19 protein-coding genes are annotated in these 20,071 nt (G+C 68.1%); 11 read left to right on the plus strand and 8 right to left on the minus strand.

Annotated features, from left to right (window positions below):
* Positions 1-243: 243 nt before the first annotated feature.
* The 3 genes from ACIQF4_RS01160 to ACIQF4_RS01170 form a co-directional block, all read right to left on the minus strand.
* On the minus strand, positions 244-1,920 hold the full coding sequence (locus tag ACIQF4_RS01160; protein ID WP_400514347.1) for a formate--tetrahydrofolate ligase: 1,677 nt from the start codon (positions 1,918-1,920) through the stop codon (positions 244-246).
* Between the two features lie 45 nt (positions 1,921-1,965).
* Positions 1,966-3,231 carry a D-inositol-3-phosphate glycosyltransferase gene (gene mshA / locus ACIQF4_RS01165; RefSeq protein WP_400513888.1) on the minus strand — a complete coding sequence of 422 codons (1,266 nt, stop codon included), beginning with the start codon at positions 3,229-3,231 and terminating at the stop codon, positions 1,966-1,968.
* 75 nt (positions 3,232-3,306) lie between these two features.
* Positions 3,307-4,725 (minus strand): 6-phospho-beta-glucosidase, encoded by a 1,419-nt coding sequence (locus tag ACIQF4_RS01170; protein WP_400513890.1) that lies wholly within the window; start codon positions 4,723-4,725, stop codon positions 3,307-3,309.
* A gap of 69 nt (positions 4,726-4,794) precedes the next feature.
* On the opposite strand from ACIQF4_RS01170, the gene ACIQF4_RS01175 reads away from it, so the two are divergent.
* The 6 genes from ACIQF4_RS01175 to tsaD are packed head-to-tail and all read left to right on the plus strand — an operon-like array spanning position 4,795 to position 9,987.
* Entirely contained in the window at positions 4,795-5,886 is a 1,092-nt protein-coding gene (locus ACIQF4_RS01175; RefSeq protein WP_350001997.1) for a carbohydrate kinase family protein, read from the plus strand.
* A 40-nt stretch (positions 5,887-5,926) separates the two neighbouring features.
* Positions 5,927-7,147 (plus strand): alanine racemase, encoded by a 1,221-nt coding sequence (gene alr / locus ACIQF4_RS01180; protein ID WP_400513892.1) that lies wholly within the window; start codon positions 5,927-5,929, stop codon positions 7,145-7,147.
* Entirely contained in the window at positions 7,144-7,725 is a 582-nt protein-coding gene (gene tsaE / locus ACIQF4_RS01185) for a tRNA (adenosine(37)-N6)-threonylcarbamoyltransferase complex ATPase subunit type 1 TsaE (protein WP_400513894.1), read from the plus strand. Before alr ends, tsaE begins: the two co-directional genes overlap by 4 nt.
* Positions 7,725-8,396, plus strand: coding sequence for a tRNA (adenosine(37)-N6)-threonylcarbamoyltransferase complex dimerization subunit type 1 TsaB (gene tsaB, locus ACIQF4_RS01190; protein WP_400513896.1), 672 nt, complete (start codon positions 7,725-7,727; stop codon positions 8,394-8,396). The genes tsaE and tsaB overlap by 1 nt, the downstream gene beginning before the upstream one ends.
* A gap of 44 nt (positions 8,397-8,440) precedes the next feature.
* Entirely contained in the window at positions 8,441-8,899 is a 459-nt protein-coding gene (gene rimI / locus ACIQF4_RS01195; protein ID WP_400514348.1) for a ribosomal protein S18-alanine N-acetyltransferase, read from the plus strand.
* A complete protein-coding gene (gene tsaD, locus ACIQF4_RS01200; RefSeq protein ID WP_400513899.1) occupies positions 8,896-9,987 on the plus strand; it encodes a tRNA (adenosine(37)-N6)-threonylcarbamoyltransferase complex transferase subunit TsaD in 1,092 nt (363 codons plus the stop codon). Before rimI ends, tsaD begins: the two co-directional genes overlap by 4 nt.
* 125 nt (positions 9,988-10,112) lie before the next feature.
* On the opposite strand, the gene ACIQF4_RS01205 is transcribed toward tsaD, so the two are convergent.
* A complete protein-coding gene (locus tag ACIQF4_RS01205) occupies positions 10,113-11,264 on the minus strand; it encodes a glutamate--cysteine ligase (protein WP_231454717.1) in 1,152 nt (383 codons plus the stop codon).
* 386 nt (positions 11,265-11,650) lie between these two features.
* Here ACIQF4_RS01205 and ACIQF4_RS01210 point away from each other — a divergent pair, with 386 nt between their 5' ends.
* Positions 11,651-13,078 carry a glycoside hydrolase family 3 N-terminal domain-containing protein gene (locus tag ACIQF4_RS01210; RefSeq protein ID WP_400514349.1) on the plus strand — a complete coding sequence of 476 codons (1,428 nt, stop codon included), beginning with the start codon at positions 11,651-11,653 and terminating at the stop codon, positions 13,076-13,078.
* An 85-nt stretch (positions 13,079-13,163) separates the two neighbouring features.
* The gene (locus tag ACIQF4_RS01215) at positions 13,164-14,006 is read left to right on the plus strand and encodes a shikimate 5-dehydrogenase (RefSeq protein ID WP_400513901.1); all 843 of its coding nucleotides are present in this window, start codon (positions 13,164-13,166) and stop codon (positions 14,004-14,006) included.
* Positions 14,007-14,008: 2 nt separating this feature from the next.
* On the opposite strand, the gene ACIQF4_RS01220 is transcribed toward ACIQF4_RS01215, so the two are convergent.
* The gene (locus tag ACIQF4_RS01220; RefSeq protein ID WP_400513903.1) at positions 14,009-15,244 is read right to left on the minus strand and encodes an SAM-dependent methyltransferase; all 1,236 of its coding nucleotides are present in this window, start codon (positions 15,242-15,244) and stop codon (positions 14,009-14,011) included.
* 53 nt (positions 15,245-15,297) lie between these two features.
* On the opposite strand from ACIQF4_RS01220, the gene ACIQF4_RS01225 reads away from it, so the two are divergent.
* On the plus strand, positions 15,298-15,675 hold the full coding sequence (locus ACIQF4_RS01225) for a hypothetical protein (protein ID WP_400513905.1): 378 nt from the start codon (positions 15,298-15,300) through the stop codon (positions 15,673-15,675).
* Here ACIQF4_RS01225 and ACIQF4_RS01230 read toward each other — a convergent pair.
* Positions 15,597-16,535 (minus strand): DMT family transporter, encoded by a 939-nt coding sequence (locus tag ACIQF4_RS01230; protein ID WP_400513907.1) that lies wholly within the window; start codon positions 16,533-16,535, stop codon positions 15,597-15,599. The genes ACIQF4_RS01225 and ACIQF4_RS01230 overlap by 79 nt on opposite strands.
* A gap of 227 nt (positions 16,536-16,762) precedes the next feature.
* Between ACIQF4_RS01230 and groES the strand changes: the two genes are divergently transcribed.
* On the plus strand, positions 16,763-17,056 hold the full coding sequence (gene groES, locus ACIQF4_RS01235; protein ID WP_003805290.1) for a co-chaperone GroES: 294 nt from the start codon (positions 16,763-16,765) through the stop codon (positions 17,054-17,056).
* Between the two features lie 77 nt (positions 17,057-17,133).
* Positions 17,134-18,744, plus strand: coding sequence for a chaperonin GroEL (groL, locus tag ACIQF4_RS01240; RefSeq protein ID WP_400513909.1), 1,611 nt, complete (start codon positions 17,134-17,136; stop codon positions 18,742-18,744).
* 100 nt (positions 18,745-18,844) lie between these two features.
* Here the strand turns inward: groL and ACIQF4_RS01245 are convergent, their stop codons facing one another.
* Positions 18,845-19,444 carry a dihydrofolate reductase family protein gene (locus ACIQF4_RS01245; protein ID WP_400513911.1) on the minus strand — a complete coding sequence of 200 codons (600 nt, stop codon included), beginning with the start codon at positions 19,442-19,444 and terminating at the stop codon, positions 18,845-18,847.
* Positions 19,444-20,055 carry a dihydrofolate reductase family protein gene (locus ACIQF4_RS01250; RefSeq protein ID WP_400513914.1) on the minus strand — a complete coding sequence of 204 codons (612 nt, stop codon included), beginning with the start codon at positions 20,053-20,055 and terminating at the stop codon, positions 19,444-19,446. Before ACIQF4_RS01250 ends, ACIQF4_RS01245 begins: the two co-directional genes overlap by 1 nt.
* Positions 20,056-20,071 lie beyond the last annotated feature (16 nt).

Consider the following 20,071-nt stretch of genomic DNA (forward strand, 5'->3'; position numbering starts at 1 on the left):
CGGAGCGGTCGTTTGGGCATCGCCTTGCTTACGTCTCCATATCAGTCGAGAAGGCCTTCGCGGCGGGCTGACGCGGACCGCTGTTACCGCAAAAGCCGCTGCCGCACGAAACACTGACCCACGGGAAGTGCAGGAGGATCGCCGGACAGCCCGCATCAAGTGAGAGAGGGCCCCTTAAAAGCCGACATCAAGTGAGAGAGGATCGCCGGAAAGCCCGCATCGAGTGAGAGAGGATGGCAGGGGTCAGGCGAGGCCCACCGGGTTGCCGGCGTCGTCCACGTCCATGCGCATCGCCGCCGGCGCTACGGGCAGCCCGGGCATGGTCATCACCGCTCCGGTCAGCGCAACGATGAAGCCGGCACCGGTCTTGGGCAGGAGGTCGCGGACGTGGATGGTGAATCCTTTCGGGGCGCCCAGCCGGGAGGCATCATCCGTGAACGAGTACTGGGTCTTGGCCATGCATACCGGGAGGCCGCCCCAGCCGTTCCGCTCGATGTCGGCAAGCCGTTTCAGGGCCGGCACGGAGAAATCCACCCCGTCCGCCCCGTAGATTTCCTGGGCGATGGTCCGGATCTTGTCTTCCACCGGCAGCCCCAGCGCATACAGGTGACGGAAGTTGTTGGGTCCGGCCACCGTCTTGGCCACCAGGGCCGCAAGTTCATCCCCGCCGTCACCGCCGCCGCCGCGTCCCCACACATCGGCGACGGCGGCCGGGACTCCCTCTGCCGCGCACCACGCCAGCAGCCAGTCGAGTTCCTCGGCGGAATCGGAGGAGAACCTGTTAATGGCCACCACGGGCGGCACACCGAATTTCTCCACATTCCGGACGTGCCGGTGCAGGTTGGCCACCCCCGCCTCGAGGGCAGCGATGTTCGGTTCGGTGAGCTGGTTCTTCGCGACCCCGCCCTGCATCTTGAGGGCCCGCACCGTTGCCACCACCACCACCGCCGAGGGCGCCAGGCCGCCGGTCCGCGCCTTGATGTCCATAAACTTTTCCGCACCCAGGTCGGCGCCGAAGCCCGCCTCCGTCACAACAATGTCCGCCAGCCGCCGTGCCGTCTGGGTGGCAATCAGCGAATTGCAGCCGTGGGCGATGTTGGCGAACGGTCCGCCGTGGACCAGGGCAGGAGTGCCGGCGATGGTCTGCACCAGGTTGGGCTTGACGGCCTCCTTCAGCAGCAGCGTCAGCGCCCCCTGCACACCAAGATCGGCCACGGTCACCGGCGAGCGGTCAAAGGTGTAGCCGAACGTGATCCGGCCCAGCCGGGAGCGAAGGTCCGCCAGGTCGGTGGCCAGGCAAAAGACCGCCATGATCTCGGACGCCACGGTGATGTCGAACCCGTCCTGGCGCGGGACGCCCTGGGTGGGTCCGCCCAAACCTATAACCACCTCCCGCAGGGCGCGGTCGTTCATGTCCAGGACCCGCTTGAACGTCATGCGCCGTGGGTCGATATTGAGCTGGTTGCCCTGGTAGATGTGGTTGTCCACCAGGGCCATGAGCGCATTGTTGGCGGCCGTGATGGCATGGAAGTCGCCGGTGAAGTGGAGGTTGATCTCGTCCATGGGCAGCACCTGGGAGTAGCCGCCGCCGGTGGCGCCGCCCTTCATGCCCAGGACCGGGCCCAGCGACGGCTCGCGCAAGGCGATCATCACCTTGTGGCCCGCCCGTGCCAGGGAATCGGCGAGGCCCACGGTGGTGGTGGACTTCCCCTCGCCTGCCGGTGTGGGGGACATCGCCGAGACCAGCACCACCTTCCCGGACGGCGCCGGCGCGTCAAGCCGCGCTGGATCGATCTTGGCCTTGTACCGCCCGTAATGCTCCAGGGCCTCCGCATTGATGCCTGCGGCCACTGCAATGTCCTCGATGGGCCGGATCCGGGCTGCCCTGGCAATCTCAAGGTCACTGGGGGTGGAAGACATCATTGTCCTTTGCTTGGCGGGGCGGGGTTTCCGTGGAGGGGACAGTCAGGACGCGGGAAAGGCCTGCACCAGCCGGCCCCCCACGTGGTTGTCGACGGCGGCATGGTAGCTTTCCAGCGTGATGGCGGCAGTGCGGGCCCACCCTGAGTTCTGGGCCCTGATGGCAGCGGCCCGGCCCATGTCCTCGCGGGTGGCCGGATCGTCATAGAGGGCCTCGAGGGCGTCAGCCCAGTCGGCGGCATGGTGGCCGTCAACCAGCAGGCCGGTCCTGCCGTGGAAGATGGCCCGCGACAGCCCGCCAACCCGTGTGGCCACCACCGGTGTGCCGCAGGCCTGCGCCTCGAGTGCCACCAGCCCGAAGGATTCGCTGAAGGAGGGCATCGCCACCACATCCGCGGCCCGGAACCAGGCCGCAAGCTCAGGTGCCTTCACCGGTGGAAGCTGCGTGACGACGTCGTCCATGTCCGCCTCCGAAACCAGCCGCCGGAGGTTGAACTCCTTGTTGCCGCTCAAGGACCCCAGGATGGTGACCCGGAGGTCGATGTCCGGGCGGCGCTTCCGCAGCAGCGCGGCGGCCTTGACCAGGACCTGGGGCCCCTTCAGCCGCTGGATGCGCCCGGCGAAGACCAGGTGGAACGTCCCGGGGTTGATGCCCCGCTCGGTCCTGGACCGCGCCCGGAAGGCAGGCGTGAAGGTGCCCAGGTCCACCCCGGGCGGGGCAATGTCGATCCGGTCATAGGTGGCGCCGTAGTGCGAGACAAGTTCGGCGGCCTCGGCACTGGTGTTGGCGATGAGCCGGGCAGCACCGTCCACGATGTTGTGCTCGCCCAGTTCACGCCGCCGCGGCTCCGGCTGCTCACCGGATTCCAGTAGCAGGTTCTTGACCTTGGCCATGGTGTGCATGGTGTGCACCAGCGGGACACCCCAAAGCTCGGACAGTTCCAGCCCCGCAATCCCGGAGACCCAGTAGTGGGAATGGATCACGTCGTAGCGCCCGTGCGGCTGCCGGCGGCGGATCTGCTCGATCTCGGCCACCATGCTGTGCAGCAGGCCCGGGAGCTCTTCCTTGGGGATCTTCTTCAGCGGCCCGGCCAGGACGTTGTGTACGCAGACGCCGGGATCGGGGTGCTCAACGGCGGGCTGGTTGGCCGAGGTGGAGCGGGTGAAGATTTCCACCTCGACACCGGCTTCAGCCAGCGCCGAGGCCAGCTCGCGGATGTACACGTTCATTCCGCCGGCGTCCCCGGACCCTGGCTGCTCCATGGGCGAGGTGTGGAGGGAGAGCAAAGCAACCCTGCGGATCAGTGCCACGGGACCTCCTTCCGGCTACCGGCGTGGACGGGCAGCGCCGGTAGAGTGCGCATCCGATAAAACACTACTCCTCCCTCACGGTCCGGCCGGGCGCCAGAGGCGCCGGAGCGCGGGGAACTCCCGTTCGTAGCCCTCCAGCAAGGCCTGGGCCAGGTCCTCCGAAGCCACCAGCGGGTGCCCGGCGAACGCCGCGAGGGCGGCACCGCGGTCACCTTCGACGGCGGCCCGCACGGTGAGCCGCTCCACCTCCTTGACCTGCCGGAGCAGTCCCAGCTGCGGTTCCGGGGGAGCCTGCTGGGGCAGCGGCAGCGCGCCGTCGACCGTCACGGAGCAGGGAACTTCGACGACGGCGTCCGCCGGCAGCCCTGGAATGGCCGGTTCAGCGGCGGCCGGCCGGGCCGTGGTTGGGCCGGGGGCGGCGTGCGGCCTGGGCGCGCGGGAGTTGCGGGTGTTCAGGATCAGTTGTGTGTCACCGGTCCCCGACAAGGCACGCATGGCGGCGAGGGCCACCCGCTCGTAGCCTCCGCCGGCCAGATCGGCCTCGTCCCGTTCCTCGCCCCGGCTGCGTGCTTCGGCCAGGTAGCCCTCCTCGCGGGACCGGCGCGCTTCTTCCCAGAGCCGGAACGCACCGGCGCCGGCGGCGGCCAGCCGCGGATACAGCTCTTCCTGCTGGCTGTGGATGGTTTCGCCGCGGGTCCGTGCCATGGCGCACATGGCCTCGCGGGCTGCGTCCTGCCGGTAGTAGTAATAGAGGTATTCGTTCGGCAGGGCGCCGAGGCCGGCCAGGAACGGCTGGGGGAAGAGCCGCCCCTCCTCGAACGAGGCCAGGGCATCCGGGTCCGCGAGCAGCCGCGGCAGCACGTCCTGCCCCCCGGACTCCAGCCGGTAGAGCCAGCCCAGATGGTTCAGGCCGTAGTAGCCCACGCCGTCGAGCCTTCCCTCCGGCAGCGGCACGCCGGCCGCCCGCGCCGCCCGCTGCACCAGGCCGCCTGCCGAGTCGCAGATCCCGAGGACCTTCCTGCCCAGCACGGGGAGCAGCGCCTCGGTGACCATGCCTGCGGGGTTGGTGAAATTGATCAGCCAGGCGTCCGGGCAGTGCTCCTTCATCAGGCGTGCCAGGTTGAGCATGTGTGGGATGGTCCGCAGGGCGTAGGAGATTCCGCCGGCCCCGGTTGTTTCCTGCCCCAGCAGGCCGAGTGCCTGCGCCACTTTTTCGTCCGCCACCCGTCCTGCCGTGCCCCCGGGGCGGATGGCCGCAAAGACCATCCCGGCACCCGCCAACGCCTGCGGCAGGTCTGTGGTGGCGTGGACCGGAACCCGCGCGCCGGAGCCGGCCGGCATGCTTTGCAGGACGGCGGTGACAGCCTTCAGCCGGGCGGGGTCGACGTCGTGCAGCACCAGCCCGGTGACCAGCCCCGCGAAGCGGCCGGAGGCCAGCGCCCGGTATATCAGCGGCACGCGGAAACCCCCGCCGCCGGCAATCAAAAGCCGCATAACCAGCAGTCTAGGCCCGCGCCCGGCAGGCCCCTACCGGATGTCGGCGGCAGGGCGTAGTGTGCGGACATGGACGCGATCCCAGCCCGCCCTTTCGACCCCCTGGCGGCGGTCCGGCCGCACTCCGCCCCCGGGTTTGACCTGCTGCTGGCCGGAACGGTTTTCCAGGACATCATTTTTACCGGGCTCCCGCATGCTCCCGAGCCCGGCACCGAAATCTGGAGCGACGGCATGGGCAGTTGCCCCGGAGGGGTGGCCAACCAGGCCATCGCGGCGGCACGGCTTGGGCTGCGGACCGGGCTGGCCGCGGCGTTTGGCGACGACGGCTACGGGGATTTCAACTGGAAGATCCTGTCCGGCCAGGAGCACGTGGACCTTACGCTCTCGCAAAAGGTGCCCGGCTGGCACTCACCCGTCACCGTCTCGCTCTGCGTGGAGAAGGACCGCTCCATGGTCACGCACGGGCACGCGGCGCCCGTCACTTCCTCGGAACTCATTGGCGAACCGCCGGCCGCGCTCGCCGGCATCGCGGAAGTAGGCACCGAGATCGAGCCCTGGGCCAAGGCGGCGCACCAGGCCGGGGTCAAGCTGTTCGGCGACGTCGGCTGGGACCCCAGCGGCGAATGGGCACCGGTCCGGCTGGACAACCTGCAGTACTTCCACGCGTTCCTGCCCAACCAGCGCGAGGCCATGGCGTTCACCGGGAAGGACGATCCCTGGGCTGCGCTGTATGCGCTCGCGGACCGGGTTCCGGTGGCCGTGGTGACGCTCGGCGCGCAGGGTGCCATGGCGGTGGACTCCGAAACAGGGGAAGAAGAATGGGTGCCCTCGCTTCCGGTCAAGGCCTTCGACCCCACCGGGGCGGGAGACTGTTTCGACGCCGCGTTCATTGTTGGCAGCCTGGCCGGCTGGCCGCTGGGGGATAGGCTGCGTTTCGCCAACCTCTGCGCCTCGCTGGCGGTGCAGGAAGTGGGCGGATCCCTGGCCGCCCCCGGCTGGGGGGACATTGCTGACTGGTGGAAGCGCGCCAACGCACGGCCGGAGCGGCAAATGAGCCAATGGCTGCGCCGGTTCGGCTTCCTGGCCGACATCATCCAGGATGTCCCGCTCGCAGCCCAGCGGAGGGCCGCAGCCACCATCGCCCACCTCTCGGACGCCTGACGATTATTCGGCCCGAAGCGCCAGCACTAGAATCACTAGGGTGACTTACCCCGCAACAACCGGCGAATTCAGTGCTGCCCCGGGAGACGGCTCCCGTTATGAACGGTCCGCCGTGATTGACCTCGACGCCATCAGGCACAATGTCCGCCGCCTTGCCGATGCCGCATCCCCGGCGAAAGTCATGGCCGTCGTCAAGGCAGATGCGTACGGGCACGGCGCCGTGCCGGTGGCGCGGGCGGCCCTGGAGGCAGGGGCGTCCTGGCTGGGCGTGGCCCACATCTCGGAGGCCCTGGCGCTCCGGGCCGCCGGCATTGATGCACCGCTGCTCGCCTGGCTGCACACCACGGAAAGCAACTTTGGCGCTGCCGTGGCTGCCGGCGTCGATATTGGCTGCTCCGGCTGGGAACTGGACCGCATTGTGGCCGCAGCCCGGGAACAGGAGCGGCCGGCCCGCATCCACTTGAAAGTGGACACCGGGCTGGGACGCAACGGAGCCGCCGTGGACAGCTGGGACCAGCTGGTGGGCGAGGCGATGGATTACCAGGACCAGGGCCTGCTCCGCGTGGTGGGCATCTTCTCCCACCTTGCCGTGGCCGACGAGCCGGAGCGCCCCGAGACCGACCAGCAGCTGGCCACCTTCCGGGAAGTCCTGGCCGTTGCGGAGGACGCTGGCGTGGACCCTGAGGTCCGCCACCTGGCCAACACCCCCGCAACTTTGTCCCGGCCCGATACCCACTTTGACCTGGTCCGCGTTGGCCTGGGCATCTACGGGCTGTCCCCGTTCGCCGGGCAGAGTTCCGCCGAACTGGGGCTCCGCCCCGCCATGACGCTGCGGACCCTGGTGTCCCAGTGCAAGGAAGTGCCGGACGGGCAGGGCGTCTCCTACGGCCTGCACTACCGCACCAGGGGAGACAGCACGCTGGGCCTGATCCCGGTGGGTTATGCGGACGGGGTGCCGCGGTCCGCAACCGGCGGGCCCGTCCGGGTGGCCGGCAGGACCTACCCCGTGGTGGGCCGCATTGCCATGGACCAGATGGTCATCGACCTCGGCCACACCGGACTGGCGGATGCGGACCTGCTGGGTGCCGAGGCGGAGCTGTTCGGGGACGGAGCCGACGGCGGCCCCACCGCCGATGACTGGGCGCGCGCCGCCGGAACCATCAATTACGAGATCGTCACCAGGATCAGCCCCAGGGTGCCGCGCCGCTTCATCAACGAAGAGGACCGGAGCCCCAAGGCCAGTCAGGAGAAACTTTCGTGACCACCAACGGAGGGTCCCCGCGGCCCAACTGGGAAACCACATTAACAGCGACGACGGCAGAGCAGACCCATGCGCTCGCCCTCCGTCTCGCGGCGGTCCTGGAAGCCGGGGACCTGCTGGTGCTCAGCGGCGAGCTGGGTGCCGGTAAAACCACGTTCACTCAGGGACTGGGGGAGGGCCTGGGCGTGCGGGAGGGCATCATTTCCCCCACCTTTGTCCTGGTGCGCATCCATCCCAACCTGCCGCACGGGCCGCGGCCCGGCGGCCCGGACCTGGTTCACGTGGATGCCTACCGGCTGGACTCAGCCGCGGAAATTGACGACATCGACCTGGAAAACACCATGGACTCCTCCGTTACGGTAGTGGAGTGGGGCCGGGACCGGGTGGAGCACCTCAGCGAAAGCAGGCTGGAAATCGATTTGCACCGCGCAGTTGGACTCGACGACGGGCGGCGCTCCGCCAGCCTGGACTTCGACACTGAGGATGCGGACGAGCCCCGCACCATCGTGATGCGCGGGTATGGCCCGCGGTGGCCCGAAGCCCCGGAGCTTGGCGTGGCCAGGGAAGAGGCCCGCTGATGCTGATCCTGGCCATCGACACCTCCGCCGTCGCCAGCGCCGCCCTGGTTTCGGATGCCGTGCCGGAAAGCGTGCTCGCCAGCTTCTCCACCGAGGACACCCGGAGCCATGCCGAGGTGCTTGCCCCGGGGATCGAGGAGATGCTCGCAGACGCAGGCGTGACCGGGAAGGACATCGACGCCCTGGTGGTGGGGGTGGGTCCCGGGCCGTTCACCGGACTGCGGTCCGGAATCGCCACCGCACGGACCCTGGCTTTCGTCTGGAGCAAACCGTTGTACGGACTGGTCAGCCTGGACGCCATGGCCTTGGAAGTGGCGGAATCCGACGCGGCCGTCCCCGAGTTCCTGGTGGCCACGGACGCGCGGCGCAAAGAGGTCTACTGGGCGCGTTACAGCCTGGCCGAAGGCAGGCTTCCCGTCCTGGAGGACGGCCCGCATGTCAGCTTCGCCGCCGACCTGCCGGACCTGCCCGCCTTCGGTGCCGGCGCCGGCCTTTACGCGGATGCGCTGAACGCCCACCCCGACTTCGCGCAGGAACAGCCGGATGCTTTGTATCTGGGCCAGTTCGCGCTGGCACGGCTCGCGGCAGGAAACGGACTTCTCGACTCCACGCCGCTGTACCTCCGGGAGTCCGACGCGCAGGTCCCCGGACCACGGAAGAGGGCGCTGTGAAGCACGCACCCGGCCGCCCCGGCGCGGAGGTGACTGTCCGGGACATGACGCTGGACGATGTCCCCACGGTCGGCGCCCTGGAACAACGGCTCTTCCCGGTGGATGCCTGGCCCCTCCAGATGTTCCTCGACGAGCTGTCCCAGCCGGAAACCCGCCGCTACCTTGTGGCCCAGGGCAGCGACGGCATTGTGGGCTACGCCGGCCTGATGTGCATCGAGCCCATCGCAGACGTCCAGACCATCGCCGTCGTCCCCGAATATGAGGGCCGGGGCATCGGTACCACGCTGCTCACCGCCCTCATCGAGGAGGCCCGGCGCAGGCGGGCGGCGGACGTGCTCCTGGAAGTCCGCGCGGACAACCCGCGGGCGCAGCAGCTGTACGTCCGGTTCGGCTTTGAACAGATCCACATCCGCCCCCGGTACTACCGTGACGGCGTGGACGCCCTCATCATGCGCCTCCAGCTCGCCGGTGACGGGGAAACACGGGAAGGAAACCAGCCATGAACAGCCTGCAGCCATTGGTGCTGGGCATCGAATCGTCCTGCGACGAGACCGGGGTGGGAATCGTCCGCGGAACCACCCTGCTGACCAACACCGTTTCCTCCTCCATGGACGAGCACGTCCGGTTCGGCGGCGTCATCCCCGAGATCGCCTCCCGGGCCCACCTTGACGCCTTTGTTCCCACCTTGGAGCAGGCGCTCGCCGATGCCGGCGTGACGCTGGACGAAGTAGACGCCATCGCCGTTACCTCGGGACCCGGCCTGGCCGGAGCCCTCATGGTGGGAGTCTGCGCCGCCAAAGCACTGGCCGTGGCCACCGGCAAACCCCTGTACGCCATCAACCACCTCGTGGCCCACGTCGGCGTGGGACTGCTGGACGACAGGACAACCGGCAAAAAGCAGGTCCTCCCGGAAAACCTCGGCGCCCTGCTGGTCTCCGGCGGCCATACCGAGATCCTGCGGATCAACAGCATTACCGACGACGTGAAGCTCCTGGGTTCCACCATCGACGACGCCGCCGGCGAGGCCTACGACAAGGTGGCACGCATTCTGGGCCTCGGCTATCCGGGAGGTCCGGCCATCGACAAGGTGGCACGCACCGGCAACCCGAAGTCCATCCGCTTCCCCCGCGGCCTCAGCCAGCCCAAATACATGGGCACCGCCGAGGAACCGGGCAAGCACAGGTACGACTGGTCCTTCAGCGGCCTCAAGACCGCCGTGGCCCGGTGCGTGGAGCAGTTCGAGGCGCGGGGGGAGGAGATTCCGGTGGCTGACATCGCTGCAGCCTTCCAGGAAGCCGTGGTGGACATCATCTCCTCGAAAGCCGTGCTGGCCTGCCGGGAACAGGGCATCAAGGACGTACTCCTGGGCGGCGGGGTGGCGGCAAATTCACGCCTCCGCGAGCTGACCGGCCAGCGCTGCGCCTCCGCCGGGATCAGGCTGCACGTGCCGCCGCTGGACCTGTGCACGGACAACGGCGCCATGGTGGCTGCCCTGGGTGCCCAGCTGGTGATGGCCGGCGTGGAACCCAGCGGCATCCGCTTCGCCCCGGATTCCTCGATGCCGGTCACGTCGGTGTCCCTGCCCGCCTGAGGAAGGCCGGGCTCGCCGACACCCGGGGAACCGTCGCGGGGCACTTTGGGGGCCTCGCCGTCGTGCATCACGACGGCGGCGGGCGTGTCCCGTGCCGAAGTGCCCCGTTTTCGGGGAGGGCCGGGTCAGGCGGTGGGGCCGTTGCGCATCTGCTTGACCAGGTCCAGCACCACGGCCTGGAGGTCGCCGCCGTGTTCAGCAGCCACCCGGCGCTGGCGCTGGTAGCCGGCACCGCGGCGGATAATCTTCTCGACGTCGGCAAGCTCGTCCGTGCAGCGCAGCTTGGCGGCCACGGGCTCGAGCCGGTTGAGGGTCTCCAGCAGGTGCTCGGTGACCAGCTGCTCCTTGCCCGCGGCGTCCAGGATGATGATGGCGTCCATGCCGTAGCGGGCAGCACGCCACTTGTTTTCCTGGACATGCCAGGGCGGCATGGTGGGAATGGTCCCGCCGTTGTCCAGGGTGGTGGAGAACTCGTCCACCAGGCACTGGGTGAGGGCCGCGATGGCGCCCACTTCCTCCAGGGTGGCCAGACCGTCGCAGATCCGCATCTCGATGGTGCCGAGGTTCGGCACCGGCCGGATGTCCCAACGGATCTCGGAGAGGGTGTCGATCACGCCGGTGGTGAACATGTCCTGCACATAGGACTCGTATTCCTCCCAGGTGTGGAACTGGAAGGGCAGGCCGGCGGTGGGGAGCTGCTGGAACATCAGGGCACGCTGGGACGCATAGCCGGTGTCCTCGCCGCCCCAGAACGGGCTGGACGCTGACAGCGCCTGGAAGTGCGGGAAGTAATTGACCAGCCCGTCCAGCACGGGGAGCACCTTGTCCCGGCGGTCCAGCCCCACGTGGACGTGCACGCCGTAGATGACCATCTGCCGGCCCCACCACTGGGTACGGTCAATGAGTTTCGCGTAGCGAGCCTTGTCCGTGACCGGCTGCAGCTGCGGCGGGCTGAACGGGTGGCTTCCGGCGCAAAACAGTTCCACGCCCATGGGATCGGTGATCTCGCGCACGGCGGTGAGCGAACGGCTGAGGTCTTCCTTGGCTTCGGCCGCCGTCTCGCAGATACCGGTCACCAGTTCCACGGTGTTCAGCAGGAGTTCCTGCTTGATGTGCGGATGCTCGTCGTCTTCGTTCAGTTCGGGGTGGCGGGACGCGACGCCGCGGAGGACCTCGTTGGCCACGGAGGCGAGTTCGCCCGTCCGGCCGTCCACCAGCGCGAGTTCCCATTCAACACCAAGGGTTGACTGCCTTGATGTAGCGAAGTCGATCTTCACGCATGTCCTAACTGTCCTGTTTGCCGCTGGCTCACGCCGTCACTGACAGGCTGCTGCCGGCAGGCGAACGGGTGGTTCAAGTCTAGTGCAGGGGTAGCATCGTATTGATGGCCTTGTTCCGACCCCTGCGTGACAGTCTTCACAAATCCCTTCCCTTCCTCGCGGCAGCCACCGCCGCAGCAGCCCTGGCGTCCTGCACCGCAGCGCCGGGCCCAGTCCCGTCGTCGGCCCCGTCCACCCCGCCGCCCGCCCCTTCCGCCACTGCCACGCCAAGCACGACGACGGCACCCGCCACGCCCTCCCCGTCGCCTGAACCCGGTACCCGGCCACTGGGCTGGGGGCCCGAACAGCGCGACCAGGACGCGGCAGCCGCGGCGGTGGCTGCGATGAGCACCGAGGAGAAGGCCGGGCAGGTCCTCCTCCCGTTCTTCAAGGGCAAGGAGGTGGAGGCCCACGCAGCCCTCATCGGGAGGCTGCACCTTGCCGGGTCCATCATCATGGGCGACAACGTTCCCCTCGACCCGCAGGGCAGGGTGGACGTGCACGGCATGGCCGCCATCAACCAGCGATTGGCGGCGGCAGCCGGCGGACGGCCGTGGCCCGGAATCATCGCCGTGGACCAGGAAGGCGGCCAGGTTGCCCGGCTGGGCCTGCCCCTGACCGAATGGCCAACACCCATGAGCTACGGCGCCGCGGGCAGCGTGCCGCTGGCCAGGGAAGCGGGGCAGGGCCTGGCCGCGGAACTGGTGCCGCTCGGGTTCAACCTGGATTTCGCCCCCGGCACCGACGTCACCATCGGGCCCGGCGATCCCACCATTGGCGCCCGGTCCATGTCCGCGGACCCTGATGCTGCCGCCTCACTTGGCGTCGCCTTCTCTCAGGGGATGCTCGCCGCCGGAGTGCTGCCGGCCGTGAAGCACTTTCCGGGACACGGCTCCGTGACGGTCGATTCCCACCACAGCCTCCCGACGCAGCCCTCAACGCTCGCCGAGCTCAGCGGCCGCGACTGGAAGCCCTTCAAGGCCGCCATCGACGCCGGATCGCCGATGGTGATGACCGGGCACATCGCCGTCCCGGCGCTGGAACCCGGCGTCCCGGCGTCGCTCTCCGGCCCGGCCTACGCTGCGCTGCGCGGACTCGGCTTCAAGGGAGTGGCGGTGACGGATGCCTTGAACATGGGCGCCGTGACCAAGCAGTACCCGGGCGGCACCGCCGCGGTGATGGCGCTCGCCGCCGGCGCCGACCTCCTGCTGATGCCGGCCGACGTGGCGCAGGCACACGCCGCCATTGTCGAGGCTGTGGCCTCGGGCACCCTGCCCCCGGAGCGGCTGGACGAGGCAGCCCGCCGGGTGGCCACCATGATGGCCTGGCACGGCCGGACAGCCACGGCAGCCGGCGCACCGGCGGGAAGCGGCGGAGCCCTGTCCGGCCACGTCTCCGCGTCAGCTGTCACCGTGCTCTCCGGGCCGTGCAGCGGCCCTCTGGTTCCCGGTGCGGTGCGGGTTGACGGCGGCTCGCCGGCGGACAGGGCACGCTTCGAGGCAGCCGCGGCCAGGGCAGGACTGGCACTGGGCTCCGGGCCGCTGGTCAGCCTCATCGGCTACGGCGGCCGCGGCGCAGGAGGGGACATTGCCGTGGCCCTGGACGCCCCCTGGCCGCTGCGGGACTCCACAGCGCCGGTGAAGGTGGCCCTCTACGGCCGGAGCGACGGCGCCTTCGACGCCCTCGCCGCTGTGCTGGCCGGGAAGGCGGGCGCACCGGGAAAGCTGCCGGCCGCCGTCGGAAACTTCCCTGCGGGAACCGGTTGCCCCTGACTCAACCAGGTAGCAGCAGAGGTCCTTTTGGGGCCCGATGCCGACATCTGCTGCTACCTACTTGCGTATCCCGTTTAATGGTCAGGTGCCTATTCTGAATAAAGACATGACCCTCTGCATCTCGCTCTCGGCCCGGCCCAGCAACAACGGGACCCGGTTCCACAACCACCTCTACGAGCAGCTGGGCCTCAACTGGATCTACAAGGCCTTTGCCCCCACGAACCTCAAGCAGGCCATCGCGGGCGTCCGCGGCCTGGGCATCCGCGGTTGCGCCATCTCCATGCCCTACAAGGAGGACGTGATTGCGCTGGTGGACGAGATGGACCCCTCGGCCAAGGCCATCGACTCCGTCAACACCATCGTGAACACGGACGGGCACTTGAAGGCCTACAACACGGACTACACCGCCATCGAGCAGCTCCTGGCCACCAACAAGGTGCCCACCAGCTATTCGGTCCTGGTCCAGGGGGCCGGCGGCATGGCCAAGGCCACCGTCGCGGCGCTCCGCGACGCCGGCTTCACGGATGTCACGGTCATCGCCCGGAACGAAACGACCGGCCGCGCGCTGGCGGAGCAGTACGGGTTCCGGTGGCAGGCAGCGCTCGACGGCGGGACGGCGGACTTGATCATTAACGTCACGCCCATCGGTATGGCAGGAGGTATGGCAGGAGGCATGGCGGGCGGGGCGGAAGCCGACGCGCTCGCCTTCCCCCAGGAAACCATTGACGCCGCCCGGACGGTTTTCGACGTTGTGGCGCTGCCGGCCGAAACCCCGCTGGTCAGGGCGGCGCGGGCCGCGGGAAAGCCGGTGATCACTGGGGCGGAGGTGGCAACCATCCAGGCCCTTGAACAGTTTGTGCTTTACACCGGCGTGCGGCCCGCCGCTGAGCAGGTCCGCGCTGCGGAGGAGTTCATGCGCGCACAGTAGCCTTACTGGACGGGCTCCACCACGATGGCCACCCGGTCCTCCCCAATGCGGGTCAGGACCAGGGTGGCCGTCTTGTTTCCGGACTTCTTCCCGCCTGCGTTCTTCCCGCTTGGGAGGAGCTGCTTGCGGAGTTCCTCGGGCGTGACGGCGGTGCCGCGCTTCTTGATGTCCAGCACGCCGATGCCGTTGTCCTTCACCCAGGCCTTGAGCGCCTTGACGTTGTACGGCATCACGTCCAGGACCTTATAGGCGCGGGCAAAAGGTGTGTCCACCAGTTCCGGCGCACACACATAGGCGATGTGCTCATCCACCAGGTGTCCGCCGAGCTGCAGCGCAACATCGGCCACCAGCCCGGCGCGGATCACCGCGCCGTCGGGTTCGTACAGGTAGCCCTCCACCGGACCCACCGGAGCCGTGGGGCCGGCGCCGAAGTCTTCGCCGCTGGTCAGCTCCGCCGCGCCCTGGGCACCGAGGACCAGCGCGGCCCGGCGGACACCGGGGCGCCGCACGGCGTTGAACCACAGCGCAACCTCCGTCACATCCCCGGCCACGGAGACCCACTGCGCTTCGCAGCCGGCCGGGACGGAATCGTGCGGCATGCCCGGCCCCATCTTGACGCCCACGGCCAGGCCGGAGGCCGCCAGGTTCTCAACGAAGGACAGTGGCGGGGAAAAGGCCTCCGGGTCCCAGATCCGCTTGGTGCCGGACGTGGAGGTGACGCGGCGCGCCGGGTCCAGCCAGACGCCGTCGATCCCGTCCAGCGGCACTGCCGTGGCATCCGCATGGACCACGGTGGCGTTGGGGAAGGGGATCAGGTTGACGGTGGCGCACGCGGCGGTGGTCTCATCCATCTCCACGGCGGTGACGGTGATGTCCATGGAGGCCAGTGCCAGGGAGTCGGCGGCCAGCCCGCAGCCAAGGTCGGCAACGTGACGGATTCCTGCCTCCGCGAACCGCTGGGCGTGGCGTGCTGCAACGTTGAGCCGGGTTGCCTGTTCCAGTCCGGCCTGGGTGAACAGCATGCTCCGGGCAAACTCACCGAACTTGGCGGCAGCCCTGGTGCGGAGCCTGGACTGGGTCAGGACGGCGGAAACCAGTTCGGGGGAGTGGCCGGCCTTGCGCAGGGCCGAGTTCAGCTCGAAGGACTTCTCCTCCTGGTAGGGGCCCAGGGACGCCAGAAGCTCCCAGCCTTCAGGGGTGAGCAGTGGTGCGATCTGGTCCTGGGGAGCTTGAGCCATGGGTTCCAGCCTAGTGGAGGAGCGGCATGCCGGCGGCCGATAGTGTTGAAGCCATGAACGACAGTGCAGGTTCCCCGCAGTCCCATCAGCACCACCCGGGGGGCCTGGCGCGGTTCGCCCGCCCGGCAATGATTGCCAGCGCAGTGGTGGCCGTGGTGTGCATCGCGCTGCTTGTGATCATCTTCTTCCTGGACGCTTTCAATGCCACTGTGTATTCCGTGGGCGGCAACAGCATCCAGGATGACACCCAGGAGGCGCAGGACATCCGCGGGCTGTACGCCGGAGCCCGCGCCGGCAGCATCTTCTTCCTGGTTGCCTCGCTCATGGTGGCCGCGGCCGCCGCGGTGCTGCTTTACCGCGGGCGGAACTCCGCAGGCGGGGATGAGGGCGACGGCGGGGAGGACGTCGACTTCGACGATCTGGGCCGCTGAGGTGCTTTCCCTCCGGCACTGGTCAGGAGGACCCCGGAGATGACCAGGATGCCGCCCAGGACCTGGGGCACCGTGACGGGCTGGCCCAGCGCAACCGTGATGACCGCAGTAAATACGGCAATGAGGTTGAGGTAGTTTCCGGCATTCGCCGCAGTGGTGCGTTTCAGAGCCAGGTTCCAGAGCAGGTAGGAACCCAGCGAGGGGAACAGGACGATGTAGGCCAGGGACCAGCCCTCCGGGGCCGTGGCCGGCAACCCCGCCCCCGTGGCCACGGCACAGGGAGCCAGGATAACCGCCGCCATGGCCACCTGCACCGCGGTGGACGTGATCGCAGGGACGGACAGCCTGCGGGCGGTGATCGTGTAGAAGCCCCACACGGTGATCGCCGCGACGATCAGCAGCTCGCCGGCATCGATCGAAAAGGTCAGCAGCCGCTCCAGCTCGCCGCCGGTGAGGACCAGCAGGACTCCGCAGAGGCCCAGCACAATCCCCGCCCAGCCCAGGGGGCGCGGCCTGTCCCGGAGCAGGACCACGGCCAGGACCATGATGAGGGCGGGGTTCGCGGCGGTTACAAGGGAAGCGTTCAGGGCCAAGGTGTGGCCCAGGGCGCTGTAAAGCAGCAGGGTGTAAGCGCTCATCCCCAGGCAGCTCAGGAGCAGGAGGGCCGGCCAGTGGCGCAGGACAGCGCGCCAGTCCGGCTTTTCCACCAGCTGCGCCAGGACCAGCAGCGGCACGGCGGCCAGGGCCCACCGCCAGAACGTCAGCTGGAGGGGCTCCATGGTTTTCATGGCAGCCTGGCCAACAACGAAGTTGCCCGCCCAGAAGAGGGTGGCAAGAGTCAGGTAAATGGCGGCTCGCACCCGGCCAATTTACACGCAGTCACGTTCCGCCCATGACGAAACTCTGGCACTCGCCTTGACCGAGTGCTAACCCTTGCATACAGTCTCTATTAGCACTCTCCCTAGGAGGGTGCTAATACATGAAGAGCTGCCAGCCAGGCTGCTGCCGGCACCGCGACGACGGTTTGCCAGCCACGGCGGAAAGCTTTCCAGTCCACGAATTTGCTGACGAAGAAGGAGAGGTCCGAGTGTCGGTCTCTATTAAGCCTCTTGAGGATCGTATTGTTGTCCGCCCGCTCGAAGCCGAGCAGACCACGGCTTCCGGCCTGGTGATCCCGGACTCCGCACAGGAGAAGCCGCAGGAAGGCGAAGTTGTTGCAGTTGGCCCCGGCCGCTTTGAAGACGGCAACCGCGTTCCTGTCGACGTAGCCGTCGGCGACGTCGTTATCTACTCCAAGTACGGCGGAACCGAAGTCAAGACCGGCGGCACCGAGTACCTCGTGCTCTCCGCCCGCGACGTCCTGGCGATCGTCGTAAAGTAACTCTCCGGATCCCCGTGCCGCTGGTCATGCTTTCTGCTGGTCAGCTGCGCGGGGTTCTGTCTTGAAAGGACAAAACCATGGCAAAGCAGCTTGCGTTTAACGACGCTGCCCGCCGGTCTCTTGAAGCCGGCATCGATAAGCTCGCCAACACCGTCAAGGTGACGCTCGGCCCCCGCGGCCGCAACGTCGTCCTGGACAAGAAGTGGGGCGCTCCCACCATCACGAACGACGGCGTCACCATCGCCCGCGAAGTGGAACTTGACGACCCCTACGAGAACCTTGGCGCGCAGCTGGCCAAGGAAGTAGCCACCAAGACCAACGATGTTGCCGGTGACGGCACCACCACGGCAACCGTCCTGGCGCAGGCGCTGGTCAAGGAAGGCCTGCGCAACGTAGCGGCAGGTGCCGCCCCCGGCCAGATCAAGCGCGGCATCGAGGTTTCCGTTGAAGCCGTTGCCGCCCGCCTGCTCGAGAACGCCCGCCCCGTTGAAGGCACCCAGGTGGCCAACGTTGCAGCGATCTCCGCCCAGAGCGACGAGGTTGGCGAACTCCTCGCCGAGGCCTTCGGCAAGGTTGGCAAGGATGGTGTGATCACCATCGAGGAATCCTCCACCACGCAGACCGAACTGGTCCTCACCGAGGGCATGCAGTTCGACAAGGGCTACCTTTCCCCGTACTTTGTCACCGACGCGGAACGCCAGGAAGCAGTCCTCGAGGACGCCCTCATCCTGATCAACCAGGGCAAGATCTCCAGCATCCAGGAATTCCTGCCGCTGCTGGAGAAGGCGCTGCAGAGCTCCAAGCCGCTCTTCATCATTGCCGAAGACGTTGACGGCGAGGCCCTGTCCACGCTGATCGTCAACCGCATCCGCGGCACCCTGAACGTTGTTGCCGTCAAGGCTCCGGGCTTCGGTGACCGCCGCAAGGCCATGCTGCAGGACATCGCCACCCTCACCGGTGCACAGGTTGTTTCCCCGGAACTGGGCCTGAGCCTGGACACCGTTGGCCTTGAGGTGCTGGGTACCGCCCGCCGCATCACGGTCACTAAGGACAACACCACCATCGTTGACGGCGCAGGCTCGGCCGAAGACGTGGCAGCACGCGTAGCCCAGCTCCGCGCCGAGCTGACCCGCACCGATTCCGACTGGGACCGTGAAAAGCTCCAGGAGCGCCTGGCCAAGCTGGCCGGCGGCATCGGTGTCATCAAGGTTGGCGCCGCCACCGAGGTTGAGCTCAAGGAAAAGAAGCACCGCATCGAGGACGCTGTGTCCTCCACCCGCGCTGCCCTTGAAGAAGGCATCGTTGCCGGTGGCGGTTCGGCCCTGATCCACGCCCTGAAGGCACTGGATGAGGACCCCGCCGTCAAGGCACTCGAAGGGGACGCCGCCGCTGCTGTGGGCATCGTCCGCCGCGCCCTGGTCCAGCCGCTGCGCTGGATCGCCCAGAACGCGGGCTTCGACGGCTACGTTGTGACCTCCAAGGTTGCCGGCCTGGAAACCAACAACGGCTTCAACGCCAAGTCGGGCGAGTACGAGGACCTGATCGCTGCCGGCGTGATCGACCCCGTCAAGGTCACCCGTGCGGCCCTCCGCAACGCGGCCTCCATCGCTGCCCTGGTTCTCACCACCGAGACCCTTGTCGTCGAAAAGCCGGCCGAAGAAGACGAGCACGCAGGCCACAGCCACTGATCCCTACCGTCTCCCTGACGGCGTGGGTCCAGTCCTGCACGCACAAGAAACCGGTCCAGCATCCGCTGGGCCGGTTTTTTGGTGCGGGAAACGCAGTCGCCTACTTCTTCACGGCGTAACGGACGTGGGTGGCGAACGGTGAACTGACGGCCTTCAGGATCTCCAGGTCGACGTCATGCTGGAAGCCGTCGAAAAGGCGCTTGCCGGCGCCCAGGACCACCGGGGCCGTTGACAGCGCCAGTTCGTCCACCAGCCCGGCGGCCAGTGCCTGCCGGATCACGTCCGCGCCGCCGCCAATCGATACGTCGAGGCCGCCGGCCGCTTTGCTGGCCTGTGCAAGGGCTTCCTCGAGCCCCGATACGAACGTGAATCCGGACGAAGCCGCGGGCTGGTCCGCTACACGGTGGGTGAGCACGATCAGCGGCCCGGGGAACGGGTTGGTCCCTCCCCACGCTCCCGCCGCGTCATACATCCCGCGCCCTACGATCCCCGCACCCAACCCCGCAACGAGCTCCTCGTAGAATTCCCTGTCCGGGCCGTGCATCGCAAAGTCGTGGCCGCCGTCGTAGGTCCACGGGCCGCCCATCACCCAGTAGTGCAGCCGTTCTCCACCCCGGCCCAGGCCGTACGTGGGACCGTCGCCGGGGCCGGTGATGTACCCGTCAAGCGACGTTGTGATTGCTGCGATGACCTTGGCCATTACGTGCCCTGCGTGGCCGGCATGTCCTGCGTCTCCACAGCGCCCGCACGCTCGTAGGCCAGCGACACCGCCCCCTTCGGGAAGGTGCGCGCCGGCTCCGCGAGGCGGTAGGTGGCGGGGACGGTCCCGGCGTCGAAGAGGCGCTTGCCCTGGCCCAAAGTAACGGGATAGAGCCAGAGGTGGAGGCGGTCAAGCACCTCTGCCGTCAGCAGTGAACGGATCAGGACGCCGCTGCCGAACATGTGGACCTGTTCGTACTCTTCACGCAGCCGGCCCGCGGCCGTGGCATTGGGCAGGACTGTCGTTCCCGCCCAACTGGGATCGGACAGGGTGCTGGAGACTACGAACTTTGGCACCCGGTTGAGCGCGGCGCCAATGTCGCCGGACTGGTGGGGCCAGTAGGCCGCGAAGATGTCATAGGTCCTGCGGCCCAGAAGCAGGGCGTCCATGCTGCTGATGCCGGCCTCGATGGCCGCTTCCGCCTCGTCGTCGGACACGGGAGCCTGCCAGCCCCCGTGGGCAAAGCCGCCCTCGGTGTCCTCTTCGCGGCCGCCGGGCGCCTGGTACACGCCGTCGAGGGTGATGAACAGGTTCGCGACGATGATTCCCATGCGTCCAGTCTGGAAC

This window comes from Pseudarthrobacter sp. NPDC092202, assembly GCF_044755505.1.
Lineage (GTDB): Bacteria > Actinomycetota > Actinomycetes > Actinomycetales > Micrococcaceae > Arthrobacter.

Coding starts and splice junctions, on each gene's coding strand:
- ACIQF4_RS01250 (WP_400513914.1), bottom strand. CDS start 20,055: ATGGGAATCATCGTCGCGAACCTGTTCATCACCCTCGACGGCGTGTAC.
- ACIQF4_RS01220 (WP_400513903.1), bottom strand. CDS start 15,244: ATGGCTCAAGCTCCCCAGGACCAGATCGCACCACTGCTCACCCCTGAA.
- ACIQF4_RS01245 (WP_400513911.1), bottom strand. CDS start 19,444: ATGGCCAAGGTCATCGCAGCAATCACAACGTCGCTTGACGGGTACATC.
- ACIQF4_RS01170 (WP_400513890.1), bottom strand. CDS start 4,725: ATGCGGCTTTTGATTGCCGGCGGCGGGGGTTTCCGCGTGCCGCTGATA.
- tsaD (WP_400513899.1), top strand. CDS start 8,896: ATGAACAGCCTGCAGCCATTGGTGCTGGGCATCGAATCGTCCTGCGAC.
- tsaB (WP_400513896.1), top strand. CDS start 7,725: ATGCTGATCCTGGCCATCGACACCTCCGCCGTCGCCAGCGCCGCCCTG.
- rimI (WP_400514348.1), top strand. CDS start 8,441: ATGACGCTGGACGATGTCCCCACGGTCGGCGCCCTGGAACAACGGCTC.
- ACIQF4_RS01175 (WP_350001997.1), top strand. CDS start 4,795: ATGGACGCGATCCCAGCCCGCCCTTTCGACCCCCTGGCGGCGGTCCGG.
- ACIQF4_RS01160 (WP_400514347.1), bottom strand. CDS start 1,920: ATGTCTTCCACCCCCAGTGACCTTGAGATTGCCAGGGCAGCCCGGATC.
- ACIQF4_RS01210 (WP_400514349.1), top strand. CDS start 11,651: ATGAGCACCGAGGAGAAGGCCGGGCAGGTCCTCCTCCCGTTCTTCAAG.
- ACIQF4_RS01225 (WP_400513905.1), top strand. CDS start 15,298: ATGAACGACAGTGCAGGTTCCCCGCAGTCCCATCAGCACCACCCGGGG.
- groL (WP_400513909.1), top strand. CDS start 17,134: ATGGCAAAGCAGCTTGCGTTTAACGACGCTGCCCGCCGGTCTCTTGAA.